Annotated in this window: 24 protein-coding genes; 11 read left to right on the plus strand and 13 right to left on the minus strand. The window is 67.9% G+C overall.

Annotation, left to right across the window (positions count from 1 at the left end; translation table 11 throughout):
• Positions 1-469 precede the first annotated feature (469 nt).
• The 6 genes from PUN71_RS04075 to PUN71_RS04100 are packed head-to-tail and all read left to right on the plus strand — an operon-like array spanning position 470 to position 6,396.
• Complete coding sequence (locus PUN71_RS04075; RefSeq protein ID WP_277797431.1) at positions 470-1,492, plus strand: DUF7847 domain-containing protein; 1,023 nt, start codon at positions 470-472, stop codon at positions 1,490-1,492.
• Positions 1,482-2,120, plus strand: coding sequence for a DUF4129 domain-containing protein (locus tag PUN71_RS04080; RefSeq protein WP_277797432.1), 639 nt, complete (start codon positions 1,482-1,484; stop codon positions 2,118-2,120). Before PUN71_RS04075 ends, PUN71_RS04080 begins: the two co-directional genes overlap by 11 nt.
• Entirely contained in the window at positions 2,117-3,337 is a 1,221-nt protein-coding gene (locus PUN71_RS04085) for a DUF4350 domain-containing protein (RefSeq protein ID WP_277797433.1), read from the plus strand. The genes PUN71_RS04080 and PUN71_RS04085 overlap by 4 nt, the downstream gene beginning before the upstream one ends.
• Complete coding sequence (locus PUN71_RS04090; RefSeq protein ID WP_277797434.1) at positions 3,334-4,344, plus strand: AAA family ATPase; 1,011 nt, start codon at positions 3,334-3,336, stop codon at positions 4,342-4,344. The genes PUN71_RS04085 and PUN71_RS04090 overlap by 4 nt, the downstream gene beginning before the upstream one ends.
• Positions 4,344-5,636: a DUF58 domain-containing protein gene (locus PUN71_RS04095; RefSeq protein WP_277797435.1), complete on the plus strand. Its 1,293-nt coding sequence runs from the start codon at positions 4,344-4,346 to the stop codon at positions 5,634-5,636. The genes PUN71_RS04090 and PUN71_RS04095 overlap by 1 nt, the downstream gene beginning before the upstream one ends.
• Before the next feature lie 46 nt (positions 5,637-5,682).
• Entirely contained in the window at positions 5,683-6,396 is a 714-nt protein-coding gene (locus tag PUN71_RS04100; RefSeq protein WP_277797436.1) for a DUF4166 domain-containing protein, read from the plus strand.
• A gap of 12 nt (positions 6,397-6,408) precedes the next feature.
• Here PUN71_RS04100 and PUN71_RS04105 read toward each other — a convergent pair whose 3' ends face one another.
• From PUN71_RS04105 to PUN71_RS04145, 9 genes are all read right to left on the minus strand, one after another.
• Positions 6,409-7,401, minus strand: a complete 993-nt coding sequence (locus tag PUN71_RS04105; RefSeq protein ID WP_277797524.1) for a uroporphyrinogen decarboxylase/cobalamine-independent methonine synthase family protein — start codon at positions 7,399-7,401, stop codon at positions 6,409-6,411.
• Between the two features lie 95 nt (positions 7,402-7,496).
• Positions 7,497-7,904, minus strand: a complete 408-nt coding sequence (locus PUN71_RS04110; RefSeq protein WP_043450675.1) for a chorismate mutase — start codon at positions 7,902-7,904, stop codon at positions 7,497-7,499.
• Between the two features lie 102 nt (positions 7,905-8,006).
• The gene (locus tag PUN71_RS04115) at positions 8,007-9,722 is read right to left on the minus strand and encodes an ABC transporter ATP-binding protein (protein WP_277797437.1); all 1,716 of its coding nucleotides are present in this window, start codon (positions 9,720-9,722) and stop codon (positions 8,007-8,009) included.
• Positions 9,719-10,732 (minus strand): ABC transporter permease, encoded by a 1,014-nt coding sequence (locus tag PUN71_RS04120; RefSeq protein ID WP_277797438.1) that lies wholly within the window; start codon positions 10,730-10,732, stop codon positions 9,719-9,721. The genes PUN71_RS04115 and PUN71_RS04120 overlap by 4 nt, the downstream gene beginning before the upstream one ends.
• 1 nt (position 10,733) lies before the next feature.
• A complete protein-coding gene (locus PUN71_RS04125; protein ID WP_043450670.1) occupies positions 10,734-11,825 on the minus strand; it encodes an ABC transporter permease in 1,092 nt (363 codons plus the stop codon).
• A 127-nt stretch (positions 11,826-11,952) separates the two neighbouring features.
• Positions 11,953-13,593 (minus strand): ABC transporter substrate-binding protein, encoded by a 1,641-nt coding sequence (locus PUN71_RS04130; RefSeq protein WP_277797439.1) that lies wholly within the window; start codon positions 13,591-13,593, stop codon positions 11,953-11,955.
• A gap of 253 nt (positions 13,594-13,846) precedes the next feature.
• Entirely contained in the window at positions 13,847-14,980 is a 1,134-nt protein-coding gene (mnmA, locus tag PUN71_RS04135) for a tRNA 2-thiouridine(34) synthase MnmA (protein WP_082006986.1), read from the minus strand.
• Between the two features lie 125 nt (positions 14,981-15,105).
• Positions 15,106-16,335, minus strand: coding sequence for a cysteine desulfurase family protein (locus PUN71_RS04140; RefSeq protein WP_277797440.1), 1,230 nt, complete (start codon positions 16,333-16,335; stop codon positions 15,106-15,108).
• Positions 16,336-16,379: 44 nt separating this feature from the next.
• The gene (locus PUN71_RS04145) at positions 16,380-17,045 is read right to left on the minus strand and encodes a helix-turn-helix transcriptional regulator (RefSeq protein WP_277797441.1); all 666 of its coding nucleotides are present in this window, start codon (positions 17,043-17,045) and stop codon (positions 16,380-16,382) included.
• Positions 17,046-17,132: 87 nt separating this feature from the next.
• Here PUN71_RS04145 and PUN71_RS04150 point away from each other — a divergent pair, with 87 nt between their 5' ends.
• Complete coding sequence (locus tag PUN71_RS04150; protein WP_043450662.1) at positions 17,133-17,555, plus strand: DoxX family membrane protein; 423 nt, start codon at positions 17,133-17,135, stop codon at positions 17,553-17,555.
• A gap of 112 nt (positions 17,556-17,667) precedes the next feature.
• Here the strand turns inward: PUN71_RS04150 and PUN71_RS04155 are convergent, their stop codons facing one another.
• Positions 17,668-18,357: a hypothetical protein gene (locus PUN71_RS04155; protein WP_349361800.1), complete on the minus strand. Its 690-nt coding sequence runs from the start codon at positions 18,355-18,357 to the stop codon at positions 17,668-17,670.
• A gap of 220 nt (positions 18,358-18,577) precedes the next feature.
• On the opposite strand from PUN71_RS04155, the gene PUN71_RS04160 reads away from it, so the two are divergent.
• The 4 genes from PUN71_RS04160 to PUN71_RS04175 all read left to right on the plus strand — a co-directional run bounded on the left by PUN71_RS04160 (position 18,578) and on the right by PUN71_RS04175 (position 21,727).
• The gene (locus tag PUN71_RS04160; protein WP_277797443.1) at positions 18,578-19,525 is read left to right on the plus strand and encodes a J domain-containing protein; all 948 of its coding nucleotides are present in this window, start codon (positions 18,578-18,580) and stop codon (positions 19,523-19,525) included.
• A 22-nt stretch (positions 19,526-19,547) separates the two neighbouring features.
• Positions 19,548-20,015 carry a tRNA (cytidine(34)-2'-O)-methyltransferase gene (locus tag PUN71_RS04165; RefSeq protein ID WP_277797444.1) on the plus strand — a complete coding sequence of 156 codons (468 nt, stop codon included), beginning with the start codon at positions 19,548-19,550 and terminating at the stop codon, positions 20,013-20,015.
• Between the two features lie 220 nt (positions 20,016-20,235).
• Positions 20,236-20,844, plus strand: coding sequence for a sigma-70 family RNA polymerase sigma factor (locus PUN71_RS04170; protein ID WP_056334776.1), 609 nt, complete (start codon positions 20,236-20,238; stop codon positions 20,842-20,844).
• 10 nt (positions 20,845-20,854) lie between these two features.
• Positions 20,855-21,727, plus strand: a complete 873-nt coding sequence (locus PUN71_RS04175) for an anti-sigma factor (protein ID WP_277797525.1) — start codon at positions 20,855-20,857, stop codon at positions 21,725-21,727.
• Positions 21,728-21,802: 75 nt separating this feature from the next.
• On the opposite strand, the gene PUN71_RS04180 is transcribed toward PUN71_RS04175, so the two are convergent.
• From PUN71_RS04180 to PUN71_RS04190, 3 genes are read right to left on the minus strand one after another with little or no spacing between them, the layout of a single operon-like run.
• Positions 21,803-22,582 carry a PIG-L deacetylase family protein gene (locus tag PUN71_RS04180; RefSeq protein ID WP_277797445.1) on the minus strand — a complete coding sequence of 260 codons (780 nt, stop codon included), beginning with the start codon at positions 22,580-22,582 and terminating at the stop codon, positions 21,803-21,805.
• A 4-nt stretch (positions 22,583-22,586) separates the two neighbouring features.
• Positions 22,587-23,534, minus strand: a complete 948-nt coding sequence (locus PUN71_RS04185; RefSeq protein WP_277797446.1) for an electron transfer flavoprotein subunit alpha/FixB family protein — start codon at positions 23,532-23,534, stop codon at positions 22,587-22,589.
• Positions 23,535-23,547: 13 nt separating this feature from the next.
• On the minus strand, positions 23,548-24,339 hold the full coding sequence (locus tag PUN71_RS04190; RefSeq protein WP_043450652.1) for an electron transfer flavoprotein subunit beta/FixA family protein: 792 nt from the start codon (positions 24,337-24,339) through the stop codon (positions 23,548-23,550).
• Positions 24,340-24,467: the final 128 nt, after the last annotated feature.

Here is a 24,467-nt window from a genome sequence, read left to right on the forward strand (position 1 = left end):
AGAGCCCACGCGGGAGCAGCGGGGCAACGGGCAGGACGACGGCGGCCCGGCCGGTGCGGATAGGCCCGGCCAGGTGCCACCGCCGGAGCAGCCATGGGCTTCGCCGTCAGGGTCGGCGCAGGATCCCTGGCGGCAGGCGCTAGGGTGGCCACAGGAGTCCCCGTGGGAACAGCGTCCGCCGCAGGCACCCCAGTGGCAGCAATGGTCCGGTCAGGGTGGAAACGGTAACCCTGGATACCCCGGGGGACAGTACCCGGGCGCCCCATACCCGGGCAGCCAGTCCCCCGGCGCCCTGCCTCCCGGTCGACTTCCCTCTGGCGGCCCGGCTTACGGTGGCCAGGCTTACGGCGGGCCGGCGTACGGCGGCCAGGCCCCCAGCGGACCCGCCTACGGTGGACAAAAATTTGCTGGCCCGGGACAACCCTGGCAACCCCGTTACGCCGCACCTCCCAAGCCGGGGATCATCCCTTTGCGGCCCCTGATGTTCGGCGAGATCCTGGACGGCTCGTTCCAGGCCATCAGGCGCAACGCCAAAGCCATGCTCGGCGCCGGCCTCCTGGCCCAGTCCCTGTCGGCGATTCTTGCTGCGGTGTTTGCGGGAATGACGGCAACGTCAGCCGGCTCCATCGAAACCTGGGCGGCACGGGCGAGCCGGGCTGACATCGCGGCCGCGGGCATGGGGCTGATGGCAACGGCGGTCGTCGTATCCATCCTCTCTGTCTTTATGTCAGCTGTCCTCCAGGGCGCCATGGTGGTGCCTGTTGCCCGCTCGGTCCTGAACCGACCCACCGGCTTCCGCCGGATGCTGTCGCTGGTACGCCCACGGATCGGCGCGCTGCTCAGGCTCGCGGCACTCCTGGTGGCGGCGGCCCTGGCCGCGGCAGTGCTCTTTATCGTCCTGATTGTGCTCCTGTTCTCCAGCGTCCGCGGGCCGGGCGCGCTGCTGTCCATCCCCCTGATGCTGGGCTTCGGTGCCGGATTCGTCTGGGTGGCGGTCAAGCTTCTGGTGGCGCCGGCCGCCGTCGTCATCGAAGAACTCGGCGCCCTCGCCGGGCTGCGGCGCTCATGGGAGCTGACCCGGGCCAACTGGTGGCGCATCCTCGGCATCACCCTGGTGGTGGGCATTCTGGTTGCCGTGGTCACCCAGGTGGTCCTGATCCCGGCGGGCATGCTGCCTGCCGTCCTGTCCCGCGTCGTCTCCCCTCACGGCGGCAGCGGACAGCAGGCGTCCCTGGCCGTGGCCACCGGCATCGTCACGGCAGTGCTCGGGGCATTGGTGGGCGCGGTGGGTTACGCCTTCCAAACCTCCGTCATGGCACTGCTCTACATGGACCTGAGGATGCGCCAGGACGGACTGGATATCGCGCTGCTGCGACAGCTCGAAACCGGTTCCGATCCTGACGGCATCCCGGGCCGTGGCCTCCGCCCGGGCGGCACGCTCCCCTACCCCGGGTACGGGCCCGGCCCGGGGGCATCGCCTTATGGCCGCTGAGCCTCCGGTGCTTCCCGATGCCGGGGAGGCCCGGCGCTGGGCGGCGGAGGAGCTTGCCAAACCCGGATACCGCGAGAATGCCCCCTCCTGGCTTGGCACCCTCTGGCGTAACTTCCTGGACTGGCTGCAATCCCTTGACGGGACCGGCGGTGACGCCGCGGCCGCGCCCAGCCCCGTCATCGCCCTCGTGATTGCGGCGATCATCGCCGCAGCGGTCATCCTCGCCCGGCCCCGGCTGAACGCCCGCCGCCGCCAGGCCCGGGAGGTCTTCGAGCCGGATGCCACCCTCGGCGCCGCGGACTACCGCAGCCGCGCGGAAGCGGCAGCGGCCGCCGGCAACTGGGGGGACGCCGTCGTCGAACGTTTCCGCGCCATCGTCCGCAGCGCAGAGGACCGCGCCATCCTTGACCCCCAGCCGGGCCGGACGGCGGACGAAGCGGCCGGGGCATTGTCCCTGCACTTCAGCGCCCTGGCCCCGCGCCTGGCAGGCGCGGCTGCGGCCTTTGATGCCATCCGCTACGGGAACAAGACAGCAGGCAACGCCGGCTACAGGGACATGGTGGACCTTGATGCGGCGCTGGAGCAGGCAAAGCCCGCCCCTGCCGGCACCACGGTGTTGCTCCCATGACGGCCCGCCGGCGCGCAGTCGTCGAACATCACGGAGCCGGCAAGGAGGACGGCGGATCAGCGCCCCGCCCCCGCAAGACGAGGGCTGCAGCCATCCTGGGCTGGCTGAATCTCCACCGCGGCGCGGCCGCAGCGGCAGTGGTGGTGGCCGCCGCGCTGGCACTGGTCATCGGCACCCAGCTTGCGCCCAAGGGCGACACCGTTCCCCTCTCAATCCACAATGCCGGAGCGGAAGGAGCCAGGGCGCTGGCCAAAATCCTCGGCCGGCACGGAGTTACCGTCCAGGCGCCGGAACGCTTTGACGCGGCACTGGACGACCTTCGCGCCAGCGACTCCCCCACCCTCCTCCTCTACGACCGGAACGGCATCCTGGCTGAACCGCAACTGGCGGGCCTGCTGGCAGCGGCCGGCCACGTTGTGGTGGTCTCTCCCCGGCTGGAGACCCTTGCGGTCCTTGACAGCGGCATCCGCCAGGCCGGCGTGGTTCCCGATGCGCATCCCGTCCTGGAACCGGGATGCGCCCTGCCCGACGCGGAAGCCGCCGGCCAGGTCAGCGGCGAAGGGGCGTTCGTCTACGAAGGCGGCACCACCTGCTTCCGGGCGGCAGGGACCGCCGGAATGCTTGCCGTCAGCGACGGCGGGCGCTTGGCGGTGCTGGGCAGCACGGCCATCCTCAGCAATGGCGGGCTGGATGAACTGGGCAACGCCGCGTTGGCAACCAGGATGTTGGGAACCTCAAAGGACCTCGTCTGGTACATCCCTTCGCTTCAGGACGTCACTGTCGACGGGGCCGGGAAGACCCTCGACGACCTCGCCCCCGCCTGGGCCCGCTTCCTGGGTCCCTGGCTGTTGGTGGTGGCGCTGGCGGCAGTCCTGTGGCGCGGCCGCCGTCATGGGCCGCTCGTCTTTGAGCCGTTGCCGGTGGTGGTCAAGGCGGTGGAAACCGCGGAAGGCCGCGCCCGGCTCTACCAGGACTCCCGTGCCGTCGGCCAGGCCCGGGACAACCTGCGGGCCGGACTGCTGGTGCGGCTGTCCGCCAGGCTAAGGCTCGGCCCCGGGGCCACCCCGGAGGACACCATTGCCGCGGCCGCGCGGCTGCTGGGCAGGGACCCGAGGGACATTCGGGCGATCATCAACGAACATCCCACGTCAGAAGCAGCGTTGGTGGCCTGGTCCCAGGCCCTCGACAAACTGGAGAAAGAGGTCATGACCCGATGAGTGAACAAGGCAGCGGCCAGGGGGTCCTGAATTCGGTAGACCCCAGCAGCCCTTTCGACGACGGCGCGCGGCAGGCACTCCTTGCTGTCCGGCGGGAAGTGGCCAAGGCAGTGGTGGGACAGGACGCCACGGTGACCGGCCTCCTGATTGCCCTGCTCTCGCAGGGCCACGTCCTGCTCGAAGGCGTCCCCGGCGTAGCCAAAACCCTGCTGGTCCGCGCACTGTCCTCGGCGTTGAGCCTGGAGACCAAACGGGTGCAGTTCACCCCCGACCTCATGCCGGGAGACGTCACCGGTTCCCTGGTCTACGACTCGCGGACCTCCGAATTCAGCTTCCGCGAGGGACCTGTCTTCACCAACCTGTTGTTGGCCGACGAGATCAACCGGACCCCGCCGAAGACGCAGGCATCGCTCCTCGAGGCCATGGAAGAGCGCCAGGTATCCGTTGACGGTGTGTCCCGGCGGCTGCCCGCGCCCTTCCTGGTGGCGGCCACCCAGAATCCGGTGGAGTACGAGGGGACCTACCCCCTGCCGGAGGCGCAGCTGGACCGGTTCCTGCTCAAGCTCACCATGCCGCTGCCGGCGCGCGGGGAAGAAATCGAGGTCATCCGCCGCCACGCCGCCGGGTTCGATCCCCGGGACCTGTCAGCGGCCGGTGTCCGGGCGGTGGCCGGGGCCGGGGACCTGGAACGGGCGCGGGATGCCGTGACCCGCGTGGCAGTGGAACCGGAGATCATCGGCTACATCGTTGACCTGGTGCGCGCCACCCGGGCGGCCCCTTCCTTCCAGCTTGGCGTCTCGCCGCGCGGTGCCACGGCCCTGCTCAACACGTCACGGTCCTGGGCGTGGCTCTCCGGCCGTCCCTTCGTGACCCCCGACGACGTCAAGGTGCTGGCGCTGCCCTGCCTGCGGCACCGGGTGGCGCTGCAGCCCGAGGCGCAAATGGATGGAGTCCGGGTGGACGACGTCCTGGGCAGCATCCTGACCTCCGTCCCCGTTCCGCGCTGATGGCCATCTCGGGGCGCTTCGTGGCCCTGGTGCTGCTGGGCCTGGTGCCTGTGCTGCTGTTCCCGAATTGGCTGACCGTGCTGGCCACGGCCGCCCTGCTCACTGCCCTGCTGGTCGCGGAGCTGGTGTTCGCCGCATCCCTTCGGCAGGTCACCGTGGCGCGGGCGGAGCCGGAAAACGTAACGCTCACCAATGCGGTGGATGCCCTGCTCACCATCCGCAACGGCGGTCACAGGATGCTGCGGGGATCGTTCCGGGACGGCTGGCAGCCTTCCGCCGGCGCACAGGATTCCGTCCAGGACATCACCGTCCCCGCCGGCGAAGGCAGGCGGTTTACGGTGCGGCTCCGGCCCACCCGCCGCGGCGACCTCAAAGCGCCGCACGTGACACTTCGCTCATTCGGCCCGCTGGGCCTGGCGGCGCGCCAGCGGACTGTCGCCTGCGAAGGCTTGGTACGGGTGCTTCCGCCGTTCCGGTCGCGGCGGCATTTGCCCTCAAAGCTGCGGAAGCTGCGGGAACTCGATGGGAAGGCGGCCGTGCAGATCCGCGGCGCCGGTACGGAGTTCGACTCACTGCGGGACTACGTCCGCGGCGACGACGTCCGTTCCATTGACTGGCGCGCCACGGCCAGGCGTTCCGCCGTGGTGGTCCGGACCTGGCGTCCTGAACGGGACCGGCGGGTGGTGATGGTCCTTGATACGTCCCGCACCGCCGCCGCAAGGATCGGTGATGAAACGCGCCTGGATACCGGGATTGAGGCCGCGCTGCTCCTGGGTGTCCTGGCCGAGCGTGGCGGTGACCGGGTGGACTTCCTGGCCTTCGACCGAAGGACCAGGGCGCGGGCCCGTTCCGCCGGCCAGGGCAACATCCTGGGCCGGCTGGTCCAGGCCATGGCTCCCCTTGACGCCGAACTGATCGAGATGGACTGGCCCGCGGTCCCGGGGCAGGTCCGCGCCGTGTCCGCGCACCGGTCCCTTGTGGTGCTCTTGACGTCGCTGGACAGCGGAGCGCCGGAGGAGGGACTGCTTCCCGTTGCCGAGCGGCTGGCTGCCGGGCATGTGGTGGTGGTGGCCGCCGTCCGCGATCCCCAGCTGGGGGAGATGCTGCGGGAGCGCACTGATGCCACCGGGGTGTACCGTGCCGCCGCAGCCGAACGCGCCCTCCTGCAGCGGGCCGCGGTTACGGCCGAGCTGCGCCGGTACGGAGTGGAAGTGGTGGACGCCGAGCCACAGGAGCTGCCTCCGCGGCTGGCGGACATGTACATCCGGCTCAAGGCTGCCGGTAGATTGTGAGTCCGGAGGCAAGCAGCGCCGCCACAGGCAACAGGAGGCCATTCCAATGAACGTTCCGATCTACCAGCAGGCCCTGGGCAGCGCGTACTCACGGCTGCAGCCGGAGCTCCAGGAGTACTTCTCGCTGGTGCCGGGGTCCGGCCAGTACGGCGTGGGAGAAGGAACGTTCGACGTCGTGGGGTGCCGCCAGCGGTGGCTGCGCCCCCTGCTCCGGCTCACCGGCGGCGAGGAGGCTTTCTTCCCTGAATACGGCGAAAACATCCCGTTCCGGATCGAGAACCACGCGCACCAGGATCCTTTCGGCCGGTCCAGCCTGACCGCACGGCGCGAAATCCGGTTTCCCGGCCGGACCCGGCTCTTCCAGGACACCACCAGCGTCACGGCCCGGAACGGTGCACCGCAGCTGGTGGACTACGTCGGGCGGTGCCGGCGCCTGGTGACGGACCTGAACCTGAGCGTCACGGCGGAGGGCCGGCTCCGCGGCGTATCAGAGGCGTCGCGGCTCTTCCTGGGCCCGCTCCGGATACCGCTGCCGGCCGCACTGGACGCCAAAGCCTACGCCGAACAATGGTGGGAGCCGGCCGAGGGCAGCAACGGCCGGCACCGCATCCAGGTGAAGGTCATCCAGCCGCAGATCGGCCTGGTGCTGGTCTACGCGGGAGCCTTCGATTACCGCCTCCGCCCGTACACCGGCGGCAGTTCCGCCCAGAGCTACCTCCCCCGCTACGCCCAGCCGGACCGCTGGGAGAACAGGGTGTGACGGCTGGCCCTGCTAACCGAGCGCCAGCTGGTTCAGGCCGTCGGCCACCTGGGTGAGCCTGCCCAGGACCTCGGTGGCCTGAGCGGGCGTTTGCCCGGCCAGTCCGGCTGAGGGCGTTACCCGGATGGAGCCGAGGAGCGACGCCGGCAGGCCAAGCTGGTGCCAGGGCCGCCACACGGAGTCCACGCAGTCAGCCACCTTCGGCAAGGGGCGTCCTGACGAGACGTCCAGGACGCCGGCCCAGAACTGCTTTCCTGCCTCGACAGCGCCAGCCAGCTGCTCCCACTGCCGGTTGGTCAGTGCCTTCAGCGGCAGCGCAACACCGTCGGCCCCGGCGGCCAGGGCCAGCTCGATCGGCGCCTCGATCTCGGGGAAACTGAGCACCACCTCGGCTGCACCGGCTGCGCGCAGGGCCTCGAGGACCAGCCGCAGTGACTCGCGGGCTTCCGAAGCGGCCACGGCGCGAAGAGTGCGGTATCCGCTGGCGGTGGGAATGGTTCCAGCCAGCACGGCTGCAATGTCGGGCTCGTCCACCTGCACAACGAGGCGGGTGCCGGGAACGGCGGCGGCAACCCTGCGGAGATAGCCTCCGACGCCGGCTGCGAGGGAGGCGGCCAGGTCCCGGCGCGCGCCGTGGTCCAGCAGGGCGCGTTCACCATTGTGCAGGTGCAGCCCGGCGGCCAGGCTGAGCGGGCCCACCAACTGCACCTTCAGGTCTGTGGCGGAGAGATCTTCGGCCCCCGCAACGTCCGCGAGGACATTCAGGTCGGTGGACAGCGCCGATGCCGCACGGCGCATGTCCTTGCCGGGCCGGTCGACGAGCCGCCATCCGTAGGGCTGGACATCCACCGCGAGTTCCTCCAGGAGCGCAGCGGTACGTCCGAGTGCATCGGAGCCGACGCCGCGGTCCGGCAGTTCGGCGAGGAACGGCAGGTGCGGACTGCCAAGCTCACCCCGGATGATCCGGGCGGCTTCCAGCGGGTCCTCGCCAGGCCACGGGCCCAAGCCGGTGGCGGTGGCTTCCTGCGGTGAGGCTGCCGTGGAAGGGCCTGCTTTGGCGGCCGGCTCCGCACCTGGATCCCGGTGGTGCTGTTCCCGGCTCACGCCAGCGCGGAGGTCTGCGGCTGCTGCCCCGACGATGCCTGGTGGTCCTCCGCGATGGCCTCGTGGTGGCGGATGACCTCGCCGATGATGAAGTTGAGGAACTTCTCGGCGAAGGCGGGGTCGAGATGGGCGTCCTCGGCGAGCCGCCGCAGCCGTGCGATCTGGGCTGCCTCACGGCCGGGGTCGCCGGCGGGGAGCCGGTGCGTTGCCTTCAGGAAGCCCACTTTCTGTGTGGCTTTGAAACGCTCAGCCAGGAGGTAGACCAGCGTGGCATCGATGTTGTCAATGCTGGAGCGGATGGACAGCAGTTCAGCCATCACCGAATCGTCCACGTGGCCTGCCAGGGAGCTGGCGGAGGGGTCGAAATCGTCGGAGCCAGGAGAGCTGGGGTTGTGCTGCGTCATGGCTCCAGTCTATGGGAGCCGGGGGAATGACCGCGGGTGTGAAGCGCCGGCGCCGGCCCGTTGCCGGCACCGGCGCTTCACACCCGGAAACATCCGCCTGGATCAGATGCCCAGCAGGGCCCGGTGCTCTTCCCGGCGTTTGGCCTGTTCGGCCGGGTCCGGCACCGGCAGGGAGGCGATCAGCCGCCGCGTGTAGTCATGCTGGGGATTGCCCATGACCTGGCTGCCGATCCCCTGCTCCACCAGCCTGCCCTTGTACAGCACGCCCACCCACGATGAAAGGATGTCCACCACCGCCAGGTCGTGGCTGATGAAGAGGCAGCCGAATCCGAACTCCTCCTGGATGTCCCGAAACAGTTCCAGGACCTTTGCCTGCACCGAAACGTCCAGGGCCGACGTCGGCTCGTCCGCGATCAGCAGCCGCGGGTTCAGGCTCAGAGCCCGCGCCAGTGATGCCCGCTGCCGCTGGCCGCCGGACAGTTCGTGAGGGTAACGTCCCGCATACGACGCCGGCAGCTGGACTGATTCGAGGAGCTCACCGACGCGTTTGCGGGCCTGGGCAGCGCTGGGCCGGGTGTGGATCAGCATGGGCTCGGCGATGCACTCGCCGATGGTCAGCTGCGGGTTAAAGGACGCGGCCGGATCCTGGAATACGAAGCCGATGTCCTTGCGCAGCTGTTTAAAGGTGCGTTCGCGCAGGTTCAGCATCTCGTACCCGAGCACCTTGAGGCTGCCACCGGTGGTCCGGTTGAGGCCCGCGATGGCACGGCCAATGGTCGTCTTCCCGGAACCCGACTCGCCCACCAGGCCGAACACCTCGCCCCTGGACAGCGTGAAACTGACGCCGTCCACGGCTTTGAAGGCCGGGGTGCCGAGCCGTCCCGGGTATTCGATGACCAGGTTGTCGGCAGCTACCAGCACCTCCTCATCCTGGTAGCGCCGTTCCGTAAGCCCGGCCGACGCCGAATTCCGGCCCAGGTGCGGAACTGCGGCGAGGAGGTTGCGGGTGTAGTCCTGGCGGGGTTCAGCGAAGAGCTTTTTCGCCGGGGCTTCCTCCACGATGTCGCCCTGGTACATCACCACCACCCGGTCGGCCAGGTCGGCCACGACGCCCATGTTGTGCGTGATCAGCACGATGGCCGTGCCGTACTTGTCCCGCAGGTCCCGGAGGAGCTCCAGGATTTCCGCCTGGACCGTGACGTCCAGCGCCGTGGTGGGTTCGTCCGCCACGATCAGTCCGGGGTTCAGTGCCAAAGCCGCTGCAATGACCACGCGCTGCTTCTGCCCGCCGGAAAACTGGTGCGGGTAGTAGTTCACGCGCTGCTCGGGGTCGGGGATGCCCACCTTCCGGAGCGCATCGATGGCCCGCTCCTTGGCGTCCTTCCGGGAGACGCGGCGGCCGCCTTCGCTTGCCGCATGGGCCCGGATGCCTTCGGCGATCTGCCATCCCACCGTGAACACGGGGTTCAGGGCAGTGGAAGGCTCCTGGAAAACCATGGCGACATCCCGCCCGCGGATCTGGCGGAGTTTGCCCGGACTGAGGCTGATGACGTTGGCGCCGTTGATCACCACGGCGCCCGAACTCACAGCGGTCTCGGGGAGCAGGCCCAGGATCGTTTTGGCCGTCACCGTCTTCCCCGAACCGGACTCCCCCACGATGGCCAGCACTTCGCCTTTCCAGACGTCGAGGCTGACGTCCTTGACTGCCTGGACGTCGCCGGCGTCGCTGGCGAAAGTGACCTTAAGGTGGTCGATACCGAGAACCGGTTTGCCTGACTGGCCGGCGGGTTCCGGTGCCGGGTCGATGTTGACGCTCATGGGGTCCTCACTTCTGCGGTGATGGCCGCGTTGTCGACGGGTGCCGGGGAACTGCCGCCTCCCGCGCGTTTCCGGCCGCGGAGCCGGGGATCGTTCAGGTCGTTGATGCTTTCGCCCACCAGGGTGAGTCCGAGGACCGTCCACACGATGGCGAGACCGGGGAAGAGGCCGGTCCACCAGATGCCCGACGTGGTGTCGGCCAGGGCCTTGTTCAGGTCAAAACCCCACTCGGCGGCCGAGCTCGGCTCGATGCCGAAGCCCAGGAAGCCCAGCCCTGCCAGGGTCAGGATTGCCTCCGAGGCATTGAGGGTGAAGATCAGGGGCAGCGTGCGGGTGGCGTTGCGGTAGATGTGCCGGGTCATGATGCGGATGTTGGACGCGCCAACCACCTTGGCCGACTCAACGAAGGGTTCTGCTTTGAGCCTGATCGTCTCGGCCCGGATCACCCGGAAGTACTGCGGGATGAACACCACAGTGATGGAAATGGCAGCCGCAAGGATGCCGCCCAGCAGGCTTGACTGCCCGCCGCTGATGACGATGGCCATCACGATGGCCACCAGCAATGACGGGAAGGCATACACAGCATCGGCCACGACGACGAGGACGCGGTCCAGCCACCCTCCAATGTATCCGCTCACCAGGCCCAGGATGACGCCGGCGAAAATGGACAGGACAACGGCCACGATGATGACCAGCAGCGCTGTCTGGGTACCCCAGATCATCCGTGACAGGACGTCGTAACCGCCCACGGTAGTGCCCAGGAGGTGCTTTCCGCCGGGCGCCTGTTGGGTGGGGAAGTTGCCGTCGGCATCCGACAACTGCGCAAAACCGTAGGGTGCCAGCAGCGGTGCGGCCAACGCCGTGAGCAGGAAGATGCCGGTGAGGACAAGCCCCACCACCAGCATGAAGCGCTGCAGGCCGACGCTTTTGTTGAAATGGGAAACAACCGGCAGCCGCCGGAAGAGGGGCGCCCGGGGGTTGGCGACGGGTTCGATCGTGTTGGCAGTCATGTCAGTACCTCACGCGGGGGTCGATGAGCGCGGCAATGATGTCCACGATGAAGTTGGTGACGGCGACGATGACGGCCAGCAGCACCACGATGCCCTGGACGGCCACGAAGTCGCGCGCCGTGAGGTAATTGGCCAGCTGGAACCCGAGGCCCTTCCACTCGAAGGTGGTCTCCGTCAGCACGGCGCCGCCGAGCAGCACGGCAATCTGCAGGCCCATGACCGTAATGATGGGGATCAGCGCCGGTTTGTAGGCGTGCTTGGTGACGAGCCTGAACTCGCTGACGCCACGGGATCGGCCGGCCTCGACATAGTCCTTGCCGAGCGTGCCAATGACATTGGTCCGGACCAGGCGCAGGAAGACTCCCGCTGTCAGGAAGCCCAACGCCACCGCCGGGAGGACAGCGTGCGACATCACGTCACTGAGTGCTGCCATGTTTCCGCTGCGCAGGGCATCCAGCCAGTAGATACCGGTGGGGGCCTCCAAACCGGTCAGGGACAGTTCGGTCCTGGTGCCGGCACGGCCGGCAACCGGCAACCAGCCCAGCCACACGGAGAACACGAGTTTGAGCAGCATGCCCGCGAAGAAGACCGGGGTGGCATAGAACAGGATGGCCAGGATGCGAAGCACTGCGTCCGGCAGGTGGTCGCGCCGGTGCGCGGCGACCATGCCCAGCGGGATCCCCACCAGCAACGCAACGATGAGCGCGTTGATGGCCAGCTCCAGAGTGGCGGAGCCGTAGGTGGTGAGCATCTCGGTGACCTTGCGGTTGTCCGAAAGGGTGGTGCCGAAGTTGCCCGTGGCCAGCTGGCCCAGGTATTCGAAGTACTGCACGATCAGTGGCCGGTCGTAGCCGGCCGCATGGATGCGTTCCTGCAGCTGCTCGGGGGGCAGCCGGCCGCCCATGGCAGCGGTAATGGGGTCACCGGTGATCCGCATGAGGAAGAACACCATGGTGACGAGGATAAGGATGGTGGGGAAGATCAGCAGGAAACGGACCAGGATGTACTGGCCCAGCCCTCCCCCTGCCGACTTTTTCTTGCTGGGAAGGAGTCCGTCCGCGTCATTCGGCGGCGCGTCAATCAAAGTTGTCATCGGTACCTGTATTCGTGGTGACCGGGAGCCAGCATTCCCCTCGGTGCTGGCTGATGACCGGCAAAAGGCGGGACACCGTTGCGGTGTCCCGCCTCCGGCCTGTCAGAGCCCGATGGGGGTGGAGTGCTTACTTGGACAGGACGCCAAGGCGTGTCTTGAAGGAGGGGTCAAGGGTCTTTTCGACGCCCTTGACGTCTTTCCCGGCCACGAGGAGCTGGGAACCCTGCAGGAGGGGCAGGGTGGAAAGATCCTTGGCCACCGCCGTCTGGACGTCACCGATCAGCTTCTGCCGCTCGGTCTTGTCCGGGGTGGTCAGCTGCTTCTGGACCAGGTCCGTAACCGTGGGGTTCTCGTAGTGGTTCTTGAGGAAGTTGCCCGGGATAAAGAACGGCGTGAGGTAGTTGTCCGCATCCGAGTAGTCCGGGAACCAGCCGAGCTGGTAGACGGGGTAGGCGTCGGCGGTCCTCGCCTTGGAGTAGGTCACCCATTCGGTGGATTGCAGGTCCACCGTGAAGAGGCCTGACTTTTCCAGCTGTTCCTTGACCATGGCGTATTCGTCGCCGGAGGACTTGCCGTAGTGGTCCGGGTTGTACTGCAGCTTCACGTTGACCGGACCGGTGATCCCGGCGTCGTTCAGGACCTTCTTCGCCTTGTCGAGGCTTGGTTTGCCGTTGCCGTCGCCGTACAGCTCCTTCATCGGCTGGGTTGCGCCGGGCAGTCCGTCCGGAACCACCGAGTAGGCGGGGACGTAGGTGCCCTTGTAGACCTGGTCGGAGATGGCCTGGCGGTCCACGATGTCAGCCATGGCCTGCCGGACCGCGAGGGCCTTGGCCGGGTTAGCCTCGGGAGTCTTGGCGCCGTACGGCATGGTGTCGAAGTTGAAGACGATGTAGCGCAGCTCGCCGCCCGGGCCCTTGTAGACCTTGACCTTGGAGTCCTTGTCCAGGTCTGCGGCGTCGGTTGCGGTCAGGCTGCGGCCGGCAACGTCGATGTTGCCGCCCTGGACATCCAGCTTCAGGTTGTTTGAGTCTGCGTAGTACTTGATGACAGCGCTGTCATTGGCCGGCTTGCCCAGCAGGCCGCTGTAGTCCGGGTTGCTCTTGAGGCTGACGAGCTCGTTCTTCTTGTAGGAATCGATGGTGTAGGGGCCGGCGAACGGCTTGCCGGCAACGATGTCCTCATCGCTCATGACTTTGTCGGCCGGGAAGACTTCCTCGTCAATGATCGGCCCGGTGTTGGTGCCAAGCACGCTGGGGAACACCTGGTCATTGCCGGCCTTGAGGTTGAACACCACTGTGGTGTCGTCCTTGGCGTCAACCGACTTGAGGTTGGACAACAGGGACGCCGGACCGTTGGGGTCGTTGATCTTGAGTACCCGGTCGTAGGAGAACTTCACGTCCGAGGCAGTCAGCGCATGGCCGTTGGCAAATTTCAGGCCGGGTTTCAGTTTCACCGTGAACTCGGTGGGTGCGGTGAAGGAAGCCGACTCCGCGATGTCCGGGCTGACCTCGGCGGAACCGGGCTTGGAGTTCATCAGGAAGGGGTAGACCTGGTTCATCACCAGGAAGGAGCCTGCGTCGTAGGAGCCGGCGGGGTCGAGGGTGACGACCTTGTCGGTCGTTCCGAAAGTGATGGCACCGCCGCCGGCGCTGCCGCCGGTGGACGTTCCGCCGCCGCCACCCGATGGCCCGGTGCAGGCTGTCAGGGCCAGGGCGGAGATGCCTGCCAGCGCGATGGCGCGGTGCAGGGCAGTTGTGCTCTTGATCATCTGTGAACTTTCTGTCCGATGAGTACGAGCGCGCCGAGTACAGGGGTGCATGTGCCCTTGCCTCCGGCGCGCAGTGCTGATCCCTAGATTCAATCAGAGAGTCTGCCCTCAGGACGGCCAATTCTGTGAGTTGAAACACAAAATTTATCTCATTGGCCCCCTGCTGCGGTGGCGCGGCCTGCAGGACAGGATTTCCGCGGCACAGCAAAGCACCGCCCCGGCAACAGCCGGGGCGGTGCGGGGATCGGGAAGCTTAGAGCGCGGCGCGCTGAAGCGAGCGGGCAGCGTCGATGGTTGCCTGGCCCAGCACGCGCGTCCCCTGGTACAACACCACCGTCTGCCCGGGCGCCACGCCCCGGAGTGGAGCCACCAGCCGGACCACCAACTGGCTTCCGGCGGCGGCGTCGGGGGCGTGCTCCACCCAGGCGGTGGCCGGGACCGGATCCCCATGGGCCCGGACCTGTGCGTAGCAATCGAATTCGGCGCCGGTTTCCACCTCGGCGATGGGAAGGCCCGCCCAGGAAACCTTGATGCCGCGTATCTCGTCAATCGCCAGCAGCGCCTGCGGACCCACCACTACCTTGTTTTCCTTGGGCCGGATCTCCAGGACGAAACGGGGCTTGCCGTCGGCAGCCGGGGTTCCGAGCTTGAGCCCGCGGCGCTGGCCGACCGTGAAAGCGTTGGCGCCGGGGTGCTCCCCCACCTTTGCGCCCGTCTCGTCCACGATGTCACCGCTGGTCATCTCGATCTTTTCGGCAAGCCAGCCCGCGGTGTCGCCGTCGGGAATGAAGCAGATGTCATGGCTGTCCGGCTTGTTGGCAACGGAGAGCCCACGCCGCTCGGCTTCGGCGCGAACCTCCGCCTTGGAGGGGGTGTCTGCCAGCGGGAACATGGAGTGCTTGAGCTGTTCGTGGGTAAGGACGCCCAGGACGTAGCTCTGGTCCTTGGCCCAGTCGGCGGCGCGGTGCAGTTCGCGGTTGCCGTCGGCGTCTTCGATCACCTTGGCGTAGTGCCCCGTGCACACGGCATCGAAGCCCAGTGCCATGGCCTTCTCCAGCAGCGCGGCGAACTTGATGCGCTCGTTGCAGCGCATGCAGGGGTTGGGGGTCCTGCCGGCCGCGTATTCGTCGATGAAATCCTGGACGACGTCTTCCTTGAACCGCTCGGAGAAGTCCCATACGTAGTAGGGAATCCCCAGCACGTCACAGGCGCGCCAGGCGTCCCTGGAGTCCTCGATGGTGCAGCAGCCGCGGCTGCCCGTGCGCAGGGTGCCGGGCATGCGCGAAAGGGCCAGGTGGACGCCGACGACGTCGTGCCCGGCCTCCACCGCGCGGGCGGCGGCAACGGCGGAATCAACTCCGCCGCTCATGGCTGCTAGTACTCGCATGCTGGCTTTCTGTTGGGGTGGGTGTATGTGGCGGCCGGCCTGGACCTGCCGGCAGCGAAAACGATCTTCGCCTATCCATTCTACGGCGGCAGGCAAATCAGGCCGCCGCCGGGCCGCATGGACCGCTACAGTCCCCCGCGCCCCTGCCGGCCCACGGTCCCCGCCGTCTGGATCGAGGACTCGTGTCCCGCCATGCCTGCCTGGCGCGCCCGGGCATAGGCCTCGGGCAGCGCCTTCAGCAGGGCATCGACGTCGGCCTCGGTGGAAGCGTGCCCCAGGCTGAACCGCTGGGCGCCACGGGCGGTTTCCTCGTCCAGGCCCATGGCCAGGAGCACATGGGAAGGCCTAGGCACGCCGGCCGTGCAGGCAGATCCTGTGGACGATTCGACGCCGGCGAGGTCGAGAAGGAACAGCAGCGAATCGCCTTCGCAGCCGGGGAAGGTGAAATGGGCATTGCCCGGGAGCCGGCCATCGCCCGGGGCGCCGCGCAGGACGGCGTCGGGTATGAGGTCACGCACGCCGTCGATCAGGCGGTCGCGAAGGGCAGCTATCCGTGCCGCTTCCGCCGGCAGTGCAGCCGTGGCAGCCTCCGCCGCGGCGGCGAAGGCGGCGATCGAGGCCGTGTCCAGCGTGCCGGACCGGACATCGCGCTCCTGTCCGCCGCCATGCTGCACCGGTGTCAGTTTGACCGCGCGCCCCAGAAGCAGGGCACCCACCCCCACGGGACCGCCGATCTTATGGCCGGATATGGACATGGCGTCCAGGCCGGATTCCTTGAAGTGCACTGGAACCGACCCGAAGGCCTGGACGGCGTCCGAGTGCACGGGAACGCCTGCGGCATGGGCCAGCTCAACAATGCGGGCGACGGGCTGGATGGTGCCGACCTCGTTGTTGGCCCACATGACGGTCACCAGCGCTACGGTGCCGGGGTCGCGGGAAAGCTCGGCCTCCAGGACGGCGACGTCCAGCACGCCCCCGGAGTCCACCGGCAGCCAGGTCACCTCGGCGCCCTCGTGGCGTTCGAGCCATTCAACGGTGTCCAGGACAGCGTGGTGTTCGACGGCGGAACACAGGATGCGGCGCCGCTTTGGGTCTTCTGCCACGCGGGACCAGTACAGGCCCTTGACGGCGAGGTTGTCCGCCTCGGTGCCGCCGGAGGTGAAGATTACCTCCGACGGGTGGGCTCCCGCGGCGGAGGCAATCGCCTCCCGTGCGTCTTCGACCGCCCGGCGCGCCCGGCGTCCCGATCCATGCAGTGAGGAGGGGTTTCCCGTCCGCGCCAACTCGCGTGTCAGGGCGGCGAGCGCCGCATCGGAAAGCGGCGTGGTGGCGGCATGGTCGAGGTAGGCGGGCATCCTCCAATTCTATCGCGGCGCCGAACGGCGGACCGGGCCGGCCCTTAGCGTCCCGCCGTGATCCTGGCGCAGCAGTGTCCGGGTCCGGAGACCGCGGCAACACACCCTTCATCACTGCCGCACCCGGCGGCTGCGCCCCGGAGGAAGGCGCCATTCATGTCGCAGACCACCGCCGCGTGGGACCGTGAGAGCCGGTGGAAGGGGCAGTTTATGAGCAGGAACCCACCGTCACCATCAGGCTGCGGCTGGTAGCCGGCTTCCGTCAGGAATTCCTCCAGTCCACCGGCACGTTCCGCCAGTTCCCGGCCCTTGGCAAACGCGCCGGCGCGCAGTGACTCCCCCACGGGAGCCCCCTCCACCTGCGACGCTTCGATGGCGGCCGCCATCAATTCGCCGGCGAGGTCGTAGTTCCGGTCGGGCACGGACGCTCCGACTTCGCCCCCTACGGTCCGGTACATCTTGGCCGGGCGGCCGGAGCCGGGTCCCACCCTGCCTGCCGGTTTGTGGAACTCCACAGCCAGCAGGCCGTCCTGCACCAGCCTGTCGAGGTGGAAGGAAGCCGTACTCCTTGCCATGCCCGCAGACTCGGCCACTTCGTCACGTCCCACGGGCCGCGGGAATGCTGCAACCAGTTCGAAGAGCTGCAGCCGCTTCGCATCTGTCAGGGAAGCAACGGCCGCAATCCTGTCCGCCCAGGGAAGTCGGTACATGGTTCCACCAATCCAAAGTCAAGATCTATTGATTATAGAACGTGCGCTTTCTAAAATTGGCATACCTACTTTTAGAAGGAGCAAGCCATGAAACCAGCATCGGCAGTACGGGCCCAGCACTCTCCCACCGCGGCGCCGGCCGCCTGGCAGGCCTTCGTACTGTTGCGGACCGTCTTCACCGTTGCACCCATCCTGTTCGGCCTGGACAAGTTCACGAACATCCTGACGGACTGGACCGTCTACCTCGCGCCCCAGGCCACGGCCGTGGTGCCGCTGCCGCCGCAGACCTTCATGTATGTGGTGGGCGTCGTGGAGATCATCGCGGGCGTGGCTGTGGCCGTGCGTCCGAAGTTCGGTTCATTGCTGGTGGCCGCCTGGCTGGCCGGGATCATCATCAACCTCCTGCTGCTGGGAAGCTTCTATGACGTGGCCCTGCGGGACTTTGGGCTGCTGGTGGGCGCGCTGGCCCTGAACCGGCTGTCCATCGGGACATCCCGGATCACCGCATGACGCTTTGACCATCCCAAGCGGGCGATGCGTCCAACAAGACCCGCCGGCAGCTGAGCCCTCCAGCCGCCGGCGGTTTTGGCCTGCGAAGCCTGGCAGGCGGGAACCCGTGGGCTCAGGCAGACGGGGGCAGCAACGGCAGGTAATGGCGAACGTCAGCCCGCGCGGACGCAAGGGTTGCCGCATCCGGGCAGGATACCGATATATAGGCCGAGGAACCGGCCGTGCCAAACATCCTTGCCAGGATGGCGGTGGACCTTCCGCCGGGAGCCGCCTGCTCCAGTGCCAACACTTCCACGCTCTTTCCGGGATTCTCCGCAGTGCCGCCCCACTGCAGGGTTTCCGGCTTCAGGTAGGAGGGCTGGATGGTGGCATCCAGATACTGGAAGAGGGCAACGGTGGACTCCCTGTCCCCTTCCCGGACCAGCGGGCCCTGGCCGGTACTGACCCTGGCGGCAACTTTGCAGCCATCCGCTTTGGCGTACTGGCTGGCGCCGGCCACGTTGTCTTTTTCGAGCTTCCAGCCCGGTGCGCCCTTAAGCTCGTCGGATACGCCCACGGGCACACCGGGGGCAAGGGTGGCGCCTGCGGCAAAGGGCATGTCCTGCGCCGCCACGGCGGCAGCGTCGTGCCCCGGGGTGATGGTGGGCGTGGACAGGGCGGCGGTACTGGGCGGCGCAGCCGGCACGGAGGGGTCCCGGACGTCCACGCTGCAGCCGCCGAGTAACACTGCCAGGGCGCCGGCCATGGTGAGCTGCACTCCGCGGTTCGTTGCCTTGCCGGCCCGGCCCGTCGTCGTCGGCATGTGCATCTCTCCTCCATGGCATCCCTGCCGGCCGGTGTTCAGCCGCGCACGTAGAGTCTAGACGCCGGCCACGGCGTCGCAGGGAACCGCGGGCCCCGGGACGATCGTTGTCAGGGCAGGCGCAGGGTCCACGGCGGCGGGCCCGTGCTGGCTAGACTGGGCGGCACGTTGCTTTCCCCGCCGGAACCAGGAATCCGCGCAACAAGAGAAGGAAGATTGGTTGACCGACGGCAGAAGCTCCCATTACCAAGTCCTTCGCGTGGCCGTCACGGCCACCGAGAAGGAAATCAAGGCGGCATACCGCCGCGCCGCCCGGACGGCCCATCCGGACCACGGCGGTGATGCCGCGACATTCCGCCGCGTGACGGCTGCTTACGAGACGCTGATCGACCCCGCGCGCCGGCGCGCCTACGACCGCACCTACGGTGCCGGTGAGACCCGGGAGGCTGCGTCCGACGGCGGCGCGCACTTTGACGCACCCGCTGCCGGTAGCCGGGCCTCCGCCACTGTCCGCCGGCCGGGCAACAGCCGGAACACGGCAGGCGACCCGCCGGTCTACGTCCCGCCCTACGGCGAAGGCGGCACCGCAGTTCCCCTCATCCCATTCGGCCAGGCCCGGCAGCAGGTGCACGGCATGCCGAGGAAACGGGGGATCTTCGGTGCTGAAGCGCGGATCCAGCGCGAGATGCGCACGGTCCAGCTGCTGACGCGCCAGGTACTGCCGGCCATTCCGGCGGCGCGGCTCATCAATGGGCTGCAATCGCCGGCGGACAACAGCCACATCGACCACGCGGTCCTGGCCGGTTACCGGCTGGCCCTCGTGAACTCCATGCTCCTGCCGAAAGGCGCCTACGCCTGGGACGGCCGGACCCTCAACCACGGAGGGCGCTCGGTGGCGCCTCCGCAGCTTGCCCGGATGGTGTGGGCCATGCAGGAGATCTTCCCCGAGCTCAACGTCACCGGGTGGACCGTGGTGCACAGCCCGGACGGAAATCTCCATGAACCCGTGATCGACCACCACCGCCGGCCCGCGGGCGCCCTGGAAACGGTGCAGATCGTCAACGCCGCGGGGATGGTGCGCGGGCTGAAGGAATTTTTGGCCTCGGGACCCGCACCCAATACCGTGAACGTCCCCGTCCTTGCCAGGCTGCTGCGCGGCATGCACTGACGGCGGTGGCTAGGATGGGGTGGTGTTCCGCATCCTCTTCCATGCCCCAGAAATCCCCGGCAATACCGGAAACGCCATCCGCCTTGCCGCCATCACCGGCGCTGAACTGCACCTCGTGGAACCCCTGGGATTCGACTTTTCCGATGCCAAGCTGCGCCGGGCGGGGCTCGACTACCACGACCTCGCCGTGGTCACCGTGCATAAGAGCATTGAGGACGCCTGGGAGCACCTCCAGCCGGAGCGCGTCTATGCCTTCACCTCCGACGGCACCACCAGCTACACCGACATCAGCTACCGGCCCGGCGACGTCCTGATGTTCGGCCGCGAATCGGTGGGCCTGCCGGCGGAGCTCAAGGACGACCCCCACGTCACCGCCACCGTCCGCCTGCCCATGCTGCCCGCCCTGCGTTCCCTGAACCTCGCCAACGCAGCCTCCATCGCCGTGTACGAGGCGTGGCGCCAGCAGGGATTCGCCGGCGCCAAGCTCTAAGGCGGCAGGCACCCGGCTGCGGCGGCCTTCCGGCCGTCCCGGCAAATAGATTTGCCTTCTTCCCATCCGCCGGGCGTCCGGCCCCGAATGCCTTTTGAAGACATTCGAGCGGAGCAAGGAGCTGCAGGTGACACTACTGGAGGCAGGATCCAGGCAGGACAGCCGCAGCCGGCACGGCACTGCTGAGGATTCGCCGCACAGAGACTTATGCTTGGACGTAATGGAAACTCCCAACGCGCCCAATTCAGAAGGCTCGGCCGCGGTGACTGACCCACCTGCAGACCTCAGCCAGCGCCTCTCGGTCCTGCTGGCGGGCATTGCCCGCGGGGACCAGGCGGCCTTTGCCGAGTTCTACCAGCTGACGTCCCGCAGGGTCTTTGGCATGGCACGGCGGGTCCTGATCGATCCCGAGCTCAGCGAGGACACCACCCAGGAAGTCTTCCTGCAGGTCTGGCAAAACGCGGCCAAGTTCGATCCGCAGGCGGGCAGCCCGCTCTCCTGGCTGATGACCATCTCGCACCGGCGGGCGGTGGACAAGGTCCGCTCCTCGCAGTCCTCCACCGACAGGGAGGCACGGTACGGGGCGAGCACGCAGGACATCGACCACGACAGCGTGTCAGATGAAGTGGGCAGCCGGCTTGAGGCGGAGGCGGTGGTCCGCTGCCTGGGGACGCTGACCGAAACCCAGCAGGAATCCGTTCGCCTGGCCTACTACGGCGGCCTCACCTACCGGGAGGTGGCGGAGCGCCTGAATGCAGCAGTGCCCACTATCAAGTCCCGCATCCGCGATGGACTGATCCGATTGAAGACCTGTTTGGGGGTGAGTTGAGATGAGCGGCATGGACCACGGACACAATGGACGTTCCAGCGCCTTCGGCGACACCGTCGCCATGGACCTCGCGTCAGGACGGGCCGTCGACCTCGCGGAACTTTACGCCCTTGACGCGGTGACGGACCAGGAACGCGATGCCATCGACCACTACATCTCCTCAGCTCCGGAAGCGGAGCGGCTGGCCTTCCTGGAACGGGTGCGGCAGTCACGGGAGGCGCTCGCCCGCACCTTCCGTGCCGAGGCGGAGCCGCCGTCGGACCTGTTCGACCGGATCGTCGCCCAGCTTCCCGCCCAACTCCCGGCACAAACGGGACAGGACGGCGGAGCTGCCGCAGCAGCAGCGGGAAGCCCCGGCTTCCAGCCCGGCCTCCACAGCGGAACCGGCCCGCTCGACGAGCTGGCGCAGGCCCGGAAACGCCGGGAGGAACGGCGTGGACCGTCCGGTGCCCGGCGTTGGCTGGTGGGCGTGGCGGCTGCCGCAGCCATAGCGCTCGGCGGTGTGGGCGTTGGCGCCTACCTTGCCGACCAGAACGATCCCGTCAACCAGGTGGCCCGCGCCTCGGACCTGCGGGAGGCATCCGTGAACGTGGCCGGCGGCGGAAAGGCCACCGTGCTGATTTCCGAGTCCAAGGACTCGGTGGTGGTGAAGATGAGCGGCGTACCCGCTCCCCCGGCGGGCAAGGTGTACCAGATGTGGCTGATCCCCAAGGACGGGTCGGCGCCGGTATCGCAAGGGCTGATGGACGAACAGGCCCTGTCCAAGCCCGCAGTGGTCCAGGGCATCCATTCGGCTGCCGCCCTCGGGATCACCGTTGAGCCGGCCGGCGGCTCCACGTCGCCCACTCTGCCCACCGTGGCCGCGGCTCCGCTCGGCGCCTGACGACGCACGTGAAAGGCGCGCCCCGGTTCCTGTTGAAGGAACCGGGGCGCGCCTTTGCTGTTGAAGGCCGTTGACCTAGAAACCGGCGATAGTGCCGGGTCCATTGACTGCCACCACATGGAAGGCTTCCGCGGAGCGGCCCGCTGGCAGGCCGGCCCGGGCGGCGTTTACCTGCATCCCATGGCGGACGGTGGCCTCCATGGCGGCAACATCCGGGTGCTGGCTGACATGCACGTGGATGGCGGCGAGCTTGGCGTCCACGTGCCCCGAGACGTCCACGAAGTGGTTTTCCCGCTCCTCCGGCCCGGCATACAGCCAGAGCCACGGCAGCTTGTAGGCTTCCAGGCCTGCCGCTGCCAGTTCCGGGTAGGCAAAGGGATTTTCCAGCGCCGGATAGACCGCCCGGGTCACCGCTTCACCCACGGCCAGGTGGTCGGGGTGGCTTTTCTGGATCCGCTGCCAGTTCCGCTCCGGATGCATGGCAAGGACGACGTCGGGCCGGATTTTCCGGATCAGGCGCACCACGTCCCGCATCACCTCGTGTGATGGTTCCAGGTACCCGTCCCGCTGGTGGAGATAGTGGATGTCGGTGACGCCTACGAGTTCGGCGGCGCGGCGCTGTTCGGCGTCGCGCATGGCGATGATGTCGGCACGGTGCGCGGGGTCGAAGCCGCCGGCGTCGCCGTCAGTCATGATGCAGTAGCTGACTTCGACGCCTGCCGCGGTCCAGCCGGCGACGGTGCCCGCGGCGCCAAAATCGATATCGTCAGGGTGGGCCGCGAAACAGAGCACCCGCCCAACCCGGTGCGTCTCCGGGTTGAACGGGCTCTGTGCCCTTGGGAGGGAGGCTGTCAAGGAGTCAGCCTTTTCGCTTCTTGATTTCGGCCGTGGCCTGCGGCAGGACCTCAAAGACGTCACCAACGATGCCGAAATCCGCGATCTCGAAGACCGGGGACTCAGCGTCCTTGTTGATGGCGACGATGACCTTGGACGTCTGCATTCCGGCCTTCTGCTGGATGGCGCCTGAGATGCCTGCGGAGATGTACAGCTGCGGCGACACCGTCTTGCCGGTCTGCCCCACCTGCGCGTCGTGGCTGATCCAGCCGGCGTCCGTGGCGGCGCGGGACGCGCCGACCGCTGCGCCGAGGGCATCGGCCAGTTCTTCGACGGGACCAAAGTCGCCGTCCATGCCGCGTCCGCCGGCCACGACGATCCGGGCATCGGTCAGGTCCGGGCGGCCGCTGGCCACCTTCTGCTCCCGCGCGGTGATGCGGGCCGCCGCGGCCACGGCGGGGACCTCCACGGTGCCGGACGCGGGGGTGCTGGCTGCCGGAGCAGGTTCCGGGGTGATGTTGTTGGCCTTGAGGGTCAGCACGGAAACCGGCGTCGTGACCTTGCAGGACGTGGTGTAGGAGCCGGCCAGGACGGACTTGTGCGCCGTGCCGTCCGCGTCCACCGCGACGACATCGGTGATGACGCCGGCATTCAACCGGACGCCCAGCCGCGCGGCGATTTCCTTGCCCTCAGGTGAGTTGTCCAGCAGCACGATGCCGGCGCCGGTGTTTTCCGCCGCTGCGGCCAGGTAGGCTGCCTTCGGCGCCACCAGGAAGTCATCCAGGTCCTGGCCCGAAGGACGCAGGATGCCGGCCACTCCGTACTCGGCGAAGGTGGCGGCGACGGCGTCGGACAGGTCCCCGTTAAGGGCGACGGTGCTCTCGCCCAGGGAACGGGCCAGTGTCAGCAGCTCCAGGCTGCTCTTCTTCAGTGCTGCGCCGGGGTTGTCGATGAATACGAGTACTTTTGCCATGTCGGTGTCCCTCTTAGAGCAGCTTCTGGGCGGCCAGGAAGTCAACCAGCTTGATGCCGGCGTCGCCTTCGTCGGTGATGATGGTGCCTGCAGTCCTGGGTGGGCGCTGTTCCGCGCTGGTCACGGTGGTCCAGGAACCGGCGAAGCCCACGTGGGAAGGGTCCACACCGATGTCGGCCAGCGACAGGGTGGTGATGCTCTTCCGCTTGGCAGCAATGATGCCCTTGAAATTGGGGTACCGGGGCTCGTTGATCTGGTCCGTGACGGACACAACGGCGGGCAGCGGGGCCTCCACCGTCTCCGAGTAGGTATCGGCGTCGCGGCGGGCCGTCAGCCGGCCGCCGTCCACCTGCAGGGTGGAAGCGAAGGTCACCTGCGGCAGTCCCAGCCGCTCCGCCAGCTGCGCGGGGACGAGCGAGGTTTCACCATCCGTGGACGCCATGCCGGTGATGACCAGGTCCACATCCCCCAGGTGCCGGACGGCTGCCGCAAGGGCCAGGGAGGTGGCCGCGGCGTCCGAACCGGCCAGGGCGTCGTCGGTCAGGTGGACTCCCTCGGTGGCCCCCATCTGCAGCGACTTCTTCACGGCGTTCACGGCGCCGGCGGGGCCCATGCTGAGGGCGATGACCTGGTTGCCCGCCTTGCCTCCGCCCCGTGCCTCTGCCAGCTGGAGGGCAGCCTCCAGGGCGTATTCGTCAAGCTCGGACAGAATGCTCTCGTCGCGGTCCGTGGTATGGCCCTCGCCGTTGAGGTGGCGGTCGAACTGGGCGTCCGGTACATGTTTGACCAGGACTACGATCTTCAATGTCTCTTCCACTGTGTTTACAGCAGCCTTCCATGCTTGTGGACAGCCAGCCGGGTGGGCATGGCCGCGGAATGCCCGGCAGGCGGGTAGCTCCTAGCTAACCATATCGGCGAGCCCCCGCGCCCTCT

Origin of the sequence: Arthrobacter sp. NQ7, assembly GCF_029581595.2 — a bacterium.
Classification (GTDB): domain Bacteria; phylum Actinomycetota; class Actinomycetes; order Actinomycetales; family Micrococcaceae; genus Arthrobacter; species Arthrobacter phenanthrenivorans_B.

Excerpts from the sequence above, each read along its gene's own strand:
- PUN71_RS04080 (WP_277797432.1), top strand. The coding sequence starts at position 1,482 with ATGGCCGCTGAGCCTCCGGTGCTTCCCGATGCCGGGGAGGCCCGGCGC.
- PUN71_RS04085 (WP_277797433.1), top strand. The coding sequence starts at position 2,117 with ATGACGGCCCGCCGGCGCGCAGTCGTCGAACATCACGGAGCCGGCAAG.
- PUN71_RS04090 (WP_277797434.1), top strand. The coding sequence starts at position 3,334 with ATGAGTGAACAAGGCAGCGGCCAGGGGGTCCTGAATTCGGTAGACCCC.
- PUN71_RS04095 (WP_277797435.1), top strand. The coding sequence starts at position 4,344 with ATGGCCATCTCGGGGCGCTTCGTGGCCCTGGTGCTGCTGGGCCTGGTG.
- PUN71_RS04100 (WP_277797436.1), top strand. The coding sequence starts at position 5,683 with ATGAACGTTCCGATCTACCAGCAGGCCCTGGGCAGCGCGTACTCACGG.
- PUN71_RS04110 (WP_043450675.1), bottom strand. The coding sequence starts at position 7,904 with ATGACGCAGCACAACCCCAGCTCTCCTGGCTCCGACGATTTCGACCCC.
- PUN71_RS04115 (WP_277797437.1), bottom strand. The coding sequence starts at position 9,722 with ATGAGCGTCAACATCGACCCGGCACCGGAACCCGCCGGCCAGTCAGGC.
- PUN71_RS04120 (WP_277797438.1), bottom strand. The coding sequence starts at position 10,732 with ATGACTGCCAACACGATCGAACCCGTCGCCAACCCCCGGGCGCCCCTC.
- PUN71_RS04125 (WP_043450670.1), bottom strand. The coding sequence starts at position 11,825 with ATGACAACTTTGATTGACGCGCCGCCGAATGACGCGGACGGACTCCTT.
- PUN71_RS04130 (WP_277797439.1), bottom strand. The coding sequence starts at position 13,593 with ATGATCAAGAGCACAACTGCCCTGCACCGCGCCATCGCGCTGGCAGGC.
- mnmA (WP_082006986.1), bottom strand. The coding sequence starts at position 14,980 with ATGCGAGTACTAGCAGCCATGAGCGGCGGAGTTGATTCCGCCGTTGCC.
- PUN71_RS04140 (WP_277797440.1), bottom strand. The coding sequence starts at position 16,335 with ATGCCCGCCTACCTCGACCATGCCGCCACCACGCCGCTTTCCGATGCG.
- PUN71_RS04145 (WP_277797441.1), bottom strand. The coding sequence starts at position 17,045 with ATGTACCGACTTCCCTGGGCGGACAGGATTGCGGCCGTTGCTTCCCTG.
- PUN71_RS04150 (WP_043450662.1), top strand. The coding sequence starts at position 17,133 with ATGAAACCAGCATCGGCAGTACGGGCCCAGCACTCTCCCACCGCGGCG.
- PUN71_RS04155 (WP_349361800.1), bottom strand. The coding sequence starts at position 18,357 with ATGCCGACGACGACGGGCCGGGCCGGCAAGGCAACGAACCGCGGAGTG.
- PUN71_RS04170 (WP_056334776.1), top strand. The coding sequence starts at position 20,236 with ATGGAAACTCCCAACGCGCCCAATTCAGAAGGCTCGGCCGCGGTGACT.
- PUN71_RS04175 (WP_277797525.1), top strand. The coding sequence starts at position 20,855 with ATGGACCACGGACACAATGGACGTTCCAGCGCCTTCGGCGACACCGTC.
- PUN71_RS04185 (WP_277797446.1), bottom strand. The coding sequence starts at position 23,534 with ATGGCAAAAGTACTCGTATTCATCGACAACCCCGGCGCAGCACTGAAG.